This is a genomic window from Mycobacterium sp. E735 (assembly GCF_001666955.1).
Taxonomy (GTDB): domain Bacteria; phylum Actinomycetota; class Actinomycetes; order Mycobacteriales; family Mycobacteriaceae; genus Mycobacterium.
The window spans coordinates 1-731 of sequence record NZ_LZIX01000096.1; the positions used below are offsets into that span (position 1 = coordinate 1).

Consider the following 731-nt stretch of genomic DNA (forward strand, 5'->3'; position numbering starts at 1 on the left):
CGATCGTCGAGCGTTTCGGCTGACCGGGCGGACTTACGCGAAGGCCTCCACCGGGGGGCACGAGCAGACCAGGTTGCGGTCGCCGTAGGCGCCGTCGATGCGCCGCACCGGCGGCCACACCTTCGGCCGGAAGTTCTTGCCCAGCGGATAGGCGGCCTCTTCCCGCGTGTACGGGTGCTCCCAATCGGAGACCAGCAGGCATTCCGCCGTGTGCGGCGCGCCGCGCAGCGGATTGTCCTCCACCGGCCACTCCCCCGCGCCCACCCGGTCGATCTCGCGACGGATGGCGATCATGGCCTCGCAGAAGGCGTCGACCTCGGTCAGGGTCTCGCTCTCGGTGGGCTCCACCATCAGTGTGCCGGCCACCGGGAAGCTCATCGTCGGCGCGTGAAAGCCGTAGTCCGCCAAGCGCTTTGCGACATCGTCGACGGTCACGCCGGTCGACTTGGTGATGCCCCGCAGGTCCAGGATGCATTCGTGGGCGACCATCCCGTTCTCCCCGGTGTAGAGCACCGGGAAGTACTCGTCGAGTCGCCGGGCGATGTAGTTGGCCGAGGCGATCGCCGTCAGCGACGCGGCCCGCAGGCCGTCGCCGCCCATCATCCTGATGTAGGCCCAGCTGATCGGCAGGATCGAGGCGGACCCGTAGGGCGCCGACGACACCGGATGCCCCTGGGGCAACTCGGGAGCGTGCGGATGTCCCGGCAGGAAAGGGGCCAGATGCGAGCGCA

At 69.2% G+C, this 731-nt stretch carries 1 pseudogene; it reads right to left on the reverse strand.

The features are described from left to right. Nucleotides 1-33: 33 nt before the first annotated feature. A pseudogene (locus A5704_RS08050) lies at nt 34-731 on the reverse strand (glycine dehydrogenase (aminomethyl-transferring)); the annotation flags it as partial.